This is a genomic window from Candidatus Cloacimonadaceae bacterium, from assembly GCA_030693415.1.
Lineage (GTDB): Bacteria > Cloacimonadota > Cloacimonadia > Cloacimonadales > Cloacimonadaceae > JAUYAR01.
The window spans coordinates 1-5,751 of sequence record JAUYAR010000027.1 but is presented as its reverse complement, the minus strand read 5'-3'; the positions used below and the strand labels follow the sequence as shown (position 1 = coordinate 5,751).

Sequence of the window (5,751 nt, the reverse complement as noted above, 5' to 3'; positions counted from 1 at the left end):
CCCGCTACCCCTATGAGAGGTTCGAAATGATCCTGCGTAAACTGGGCTTCACCACTGAAGACTTCGACAGTCTCACACTGCCTGAACTGTACCTGCGGCTCTGCCTTGCCGACCCCAAAGGAGATATGTGATGGATGCATTGATCGGCTGGATTGGAGGTAAACGCCTCCTCCGCAAAACCATATCGCAATACGTTCCCAAGGACATCACAGGCTATATCGAGCCCTTCGGGGGAGCAGCTTGGATGCTGCTCTTCAAAGACCGATGGGGCGATCTGGAAGTCTATAACGACCTCGATTACCGCTTGGTCAATCTCTTCCTGCAGGTGAAGTATCATCCTGATGAGCTGATCAAAGAGTTAGACTGGTTAGTAGCCAGCCGCAAGCTCTTTGGCGATATCTTCAAGCAGGAAGGCTTAACCGAGATACAGCGGGCTGCCAGGTTCATGTTCTTGATCACCAGAAGCTTTGGCTCAAAAGGTGACAGCTTCGGCACTTCTCAGAAGCGTGGCACATCCAGTATGTATAACCGTCTGGAACGCATCAAAGAACTGCACAAGCGTCTCGATATGGTAATCATCGAGAACCTCTCCTACGAGAAGGTGATAGAGAAGTATGACACCAAGAGCAACTTCTTCTATTGCGATCCACCTTACATGTTGGGCTATACTTATGAGAACTCCAAGCAGTTCAGTCACGAAGCCTTGCGAGACATCCTGAAGAGTATCAAAGGTCGTTTCATCCTCAGTTATGATGATAACCCGGAGGTTCTGAAGCTGTACAAGGATTATGACATCAGGCACGTCACCAGAACCAAGGGTATCAATCGTAAAGAAGGGAAAAGCGAGTTTGCAGAAGTAATCATCGCCAACTTCAATCTTGTAGAAGCCGACCAAGATACACCCAAACAGAAAGCTACAACCAGAGAAATCAGGGGGATATCGTGAACAGTATCATCTCCTGGGTAGGTGGTAAGCGACTCCTCCGAAAGAAGATTCTGCCACTCATCCCCAAGCACGACATCTACTGTGAAGTCTTTGGTGGTGCTGCCTGGATACTATTCGGTAAATCTCCCGATAAGGAAGATTGGCAGACCGGAACCAAGAGCAGATACACGGAAGTCTATAATGATATCAATGGTGATTTGGTGAACTTCTGGAAGTACATAAAACAGCACCCTGAAGCGTTTGTTACGGAGCTTAACCAGTACCTCGTATCCAGAGAGATGTTCGACACGTTCGCCCAACACCCACCCAAAACCGAGCTTGAGCGAGCTATTCGCTTCTATTTTCAACTATCCTGCAGCTACGGATCAAGATCAAAGAACTTCTGCATCATGCAGGGCTACAAATACATGCCACTGCGGAATCTTGAGAAGGTGAAAGCTGCCTCGGAACGGCTTAAACAAGTGATCATCGAAAAGCAGGACTTTGAGAAGATCATTGCCCGCTTTGATACACCCAATACCTTCTTCTACCTCGATCCACCATATTATACAAAGGAGCATCTATACGACAGAGAAGACGCAGATGCCTTTACTAAACATGAAGAGTTGGCAGCTATCCTTAAGCAGATCAAAGGGAAGTTCCTGCTATCATACAACAACGACCCGTTTATCCGCACACTCTACCAGGGCTTCACTATTGATGAAGTCGAAGCGCAATACACTGTCTCCGGTGCTTTCCAGACTGAGATTGAACTGTTAATTAGGAACTAATAGATGTGCCCTATTTGCTTGAAATCTGTTTCAATATCCTATAAGCTGATGATGATATATCGGTAATGACAACGATAGATTCTGCCCCTGCAAATGAAAACAGAGCAAAGAATAATGCTGCCGCCAAAGCGAGTATCCCTACAAGAGTCATTTCTTTGGAGATAAAAAGGACTAGAGCGAGTATTCCCACAATTATGAGTACCCACCCAAAAAGCTTGAATATGCCAGCAATAATGGCCAATGCTGGGTATGATTTGTCCTCGTCTTCCAATGCTTGCACCGGGTTTACAGAAACATACGAAAAACTCGGTTCCCGACGTTTCAATTCATCGATTATTGCTCTTTTGGCTTGTTCGGATAAGACATACTCAGCAATAAGCTTCTTCAGGTCTTCAGTTGTAACTTTTTCAAGTTTATCTGACGAACACTGCCAGGCACTTGATAACGCCCTGTAATCTTGAATAGAGATACGATCATTTTCCATTTTCTACCTCCAGAAAACTTAGTTAAATCCATTGTCAGGATAGATATTAAATGTCAAGATTAAAATATGCCAGACTTAACATTTAAACTCATCCTCGTCACTGACGATGCCAATCTCAAGCTTGCCGAAGTCAAGCAGGAGGCGGAGTCCACCCAGTCTGTGGTGGAAAAACCTGCTGCGGTTAAGATCTCTGCAGAACAGGCATTGGCTACCATTCGTGATGTGAAGATTGCTGTTGATGGAGTGATCCAGGTAGTGGGTGGTCTGGTGCGTTCTATGAATAGCTTGCTCGATGCATCACTGGCTCAGAGACAAGCCGTAACCTTGGCTAAGATAGCCTTTGGTGAAGCTGCTGTAGAGATGGGAGAATTTGCCTCTGCCATGCAATCTTTGACCAATTTCGAGGATGATCAACTGCTGGCTCTGATGTCCAAACTGGCTCAGACCTTCAAGTTGAATAAGGATGAGATACAACAGCTTGTGCCATTGCTGATGGACTTTACCGAAGCCAATAAAGCCACCGGGATGAGCATTGAGTCTGCCTTTGATCTCATGGGTCGGGCTCTGAATGGTCATACTGAGATGCTAGGTCGTTATGGCATCGAGCTTGATGACACCCGACTCAAGACCGAGGGGGTATCCTACCTGGTTGAGAAGTTAGGTGAAGACTATGGCGGTACCGCTATTGCCTTGGCTGACCTGCGCTTGCAGAATGCCAATGCCTGGGGAGATATCCAGGAGACAGTAGGTGATATGCTTACAGTTTTGATCAATCCTCTCCTGCAGGGTTTGCGTTGGCTGATGGATGCCTATCAGAGCTTATCTCCGGTCATGCAGGGCTTCGTTGCCGGGATAGTTGTAGCTATTCCCTTGATCGGTACTATTACCACTACCATAACTGCTTTGACCGCTGCCTATCATGCTCTGCAGGTAGCCATCAACCCGGTAGCAGGGATTATCGGTATTGCTGTCGGTGCTCTGTCTGCACTTGGTCTGGGACTGGCAGCAGCCTCGGTCAAGACTGATACTGTTACTGTAGCACAGCGTTCCATGAATGACGAGATCAAAGACGCTCAGAAACAGGTCTCAGTAGAAGCCGAGAAGTTCAGTCTGTTGGCATCACGTTTACTTGAGTTACGCTCTGCAACAACTCTTGCCACTGCTGATAAAACCGAGATGAAGAACATCATCCGCTCACTCAATGAGAACTACTCTGAGTACCTTGGCAATATCGACCTGGAGACCTCATCCTACAATAACCTGGCTACTGCCCTGCGTAACGCTTCCGATGCACTGGTGCAGAAGCAGATAGCTGAAGTCTATGGTGAGAAGTATAATGCACAGATCAGGAAGGTAGCCGAACTACAGATCGAGATTGACTCTCAAAGAGCCGAGGTCGACCAGGTAAGAGCTCGCAGACAGCAGTTGATGAACTCAGTGGACTGGGACTTCCTGACCAGTGACCGCAATGCTATGGGTTTCAATCCTGCCTCCTACTTCGGGAATGATGGAGAGTGGAACAAGTTAGAAAGCAGATTGAACCAGTTCGGTGCCTTGACAGGGCAACTGCAAGCTGCCAAGCACGATCTGCAGCAGATAGGGGCAGCCTATAGACAGGCGATGCTTGAAGCTCCGGACCTAAGCTTTGACTCCGGTAATGCTGGTGCATCATCCTCATCCGGTACTGATAACGCTCAGAGACTGATAGATGAGAGACAGAGACAACTTGAACAGCTTAGGCAGTTACAGCAGAAGTATGATGTACTCTCCATTGACGATGCTGTACTTCGTAAACAGAAGGAACTCGAAATCCAGCGGGATGCAGAGCTTGCCAAGGCTCAGACCTTAGGCGCTTCTGAGACTCTTCTGCAGACTATCAGGGATCACTATGCCGATGAGTCGGTCAGAGTGGAGAAGGAAGCCAGCGAAGCCAGAACTGCTCAGATCGAAGCAGAAACCGAAGCCAGACGCAAGGTACTTGAGGAAGAGAGACGGCAACAGCAGGAAGTGCTGGATACCAGATTTGAGTTCACTCAGCGGAGCTTGGAACTATCAGATAGAACCTGGGATGCAGAGCTGCGAGCCATAGAACAGTACTATGCCAAGCGGAGAGAGAAGCTGCTGGCAGCAGGCTTTACCGAGCAGCAAATCACCACTCAGAGTGAAGCTGCCAAGTCCCGGATCAGGAATGACTATGAGATGCGGAACCTCCAAGGTGCTCAACAGATCATGCGAGACCTCGCCAAGACTTCAGAGATCTTCGGCAAGAAAGGCTTTGCCATGTGGAAGACCCTGGCTATCGGACAGGCGATGATCGATACCTATGCAAGTGCTACAGCAGCCTATAAAGCTATGGTGGGTATTCCTGTGGTCGGACCCGGATTAGCTGTCACAGCCGCTGCTGCAGCCATCGGTGCCGGACTTGCCAATATAGCCGCTATCCAGGCAACCGAACCTCCCAAAGCAGCATCAGGCGGTCTCTTAGTCGGCAAGTCCCACAATGAGGGTGGTATCCTGATTGAAGCAGAAGGTGATGAGTATGTCACTGCCAAGGATAGAGTCAAAGCTCTGGGTAGAGGACTGTTCGACTTCCTCAACTTCGCACCCATCGATAAGGTGAAGCTTGCCTTTGCCGGGCTGCCAATCCCCTCTGTGCCCATTCCTGCCAACATTGGCTCATATTATGGCTCAGGTGGCGGCATTAGTGACAGTGGGGGTATAACTGCGCTGCTCAACATAATGAGCGAAATGCGGGATCAGATGATAACCCTTACTGAGAAAGTAATGGAGTCCAAACCTGTGTTTGATATCCATGTTGATCCCTTATCAAATGACCCGGTTAAGGTATCGCAGATAGCCGAAACCGGTAAGCTAATCAGAAGCGAAGTGTAGGATAATAATAATATGCCAAACCTCTTTAAGATAGACTTCATTCAAGGCAAGACCGATGCCTCTGATTATAACCAGATCAAGCATAGTCTGGTGGATACTGCAACCAGTAGAGTAATCATTAGCCTTACAGTATCAGCCGATAAGCTGCAAGCTGTCTCTAACTATAGTCGGGAACCAAAGCGTCTCACCTTTGAGTTCTTCCCGACTACTTGGATCACTGCCAATATCCTCTCCGGAAGCAATGAGCATGAGCGGTATATCTCCCACTTTGAAGTGAAGGTCTATCGGGACAATCTGCTGTTCTTTACAGGCATCATAGACACATCTCAGTTGTCTTTTGATATCAGCTCCGGCATCCTCAAGTTCACCTGCTATGATAAGATCAAGCTCTTGTCCGTCTATTCCGATCTCACTCACTACTATAGCTTAACTGCCGGATATCAGCCGATCTGGATACTGGGTTACTTCCTGCAGGATATTGAGCAGAAGATACCCATCTCCATACCCTATTCCAATCAGTTCACTCTGCCGACTCTGAACATCCCCATGGGATCAGCTTTAACCATAGTCCATGTTGACTTTGATGACCTGCTCCGGTTCCCAAATCCTCCCGGAGGTTGGACATACACCTATCACAGTTCTGGTTGGCCGGGTCCTTA

Annotated in this window: 5 protein-coding genes; 4 read left to right on the top strand and 1 reads right to left on the bottom strand. The window is 48.0% G+C overall.

Annotation, left to right across the window (positions count from 1 at the left end; translation table 11 throughout):
* Positions 1-130: 130 nt before the first annotated feature.
* On the top strand, positions 131-946 hold the full coding sequence (locus tag Q8M98_01925) for a DNA adenine methylase (GenBank protein ID MDP3113512.1): 816 nt from the start codon (positions 131-133) through the stop codon (positions 944-946).
* Positions 943-1,716, top strand: coding sequence for a DNA adenine methylase (locus Q8M98_01920; protein ID MDP3113511.1), 774 nt, complete (start codon positions 943-945; stop codon positions 1,714-1,716). Before Q8M98_01925 ends, Q8M98_01920 begins: the two co-directional genes overlap by 4 nt.
* A 10-nt stretch (positions 1,717-1,726) precedes the next feature.
* Here the strand turns inward: Q8M98_01920 and Q8M98_01915 are convergent, their stop codons facing one another.
* Positions 1,727-2,200 carry a hypothetical protein gene (locus Q8M98_01915; GenBank protein ID MDP3113510.1) on the bottom strand — a complete coding sequence of 158 codons (474 nt, stop codon included), beginning with the start codon at positions 2,198-2,200 and terminating at the stop codon, positions 1,727-1,729.
* A 66-nt stretch (positions 2,201-2,266) separates the two neighbouring features.
* Between Q8M98_01915 and Q8M98_01910 the strand changes: the two genes are divergently transcribed.
* Both Q8M98_01910 and Q8M98_01905 read left to right on the top strand, forming a co-directional pair.
* Complete coding sequence (locus Q8M98_01910) at positions 2,267-5,092, top strand: hypothetical protein (protein ID MDP3113509.1); 2,826 nt, start codon at positions 2,267-2,269, stop codon at positions 5,090-5,092.
* A gap of 12 nt (positions 5,093-5,104) precedes the next feature.
* Positions 5,105-5,751, top strand: a 647-nt coding sequence (locus Q8M98_01905) for a hypothetical protein (GenBank protein ID MDP3113508.1), incomplete at its 3' end; no start/stop codon positions are given.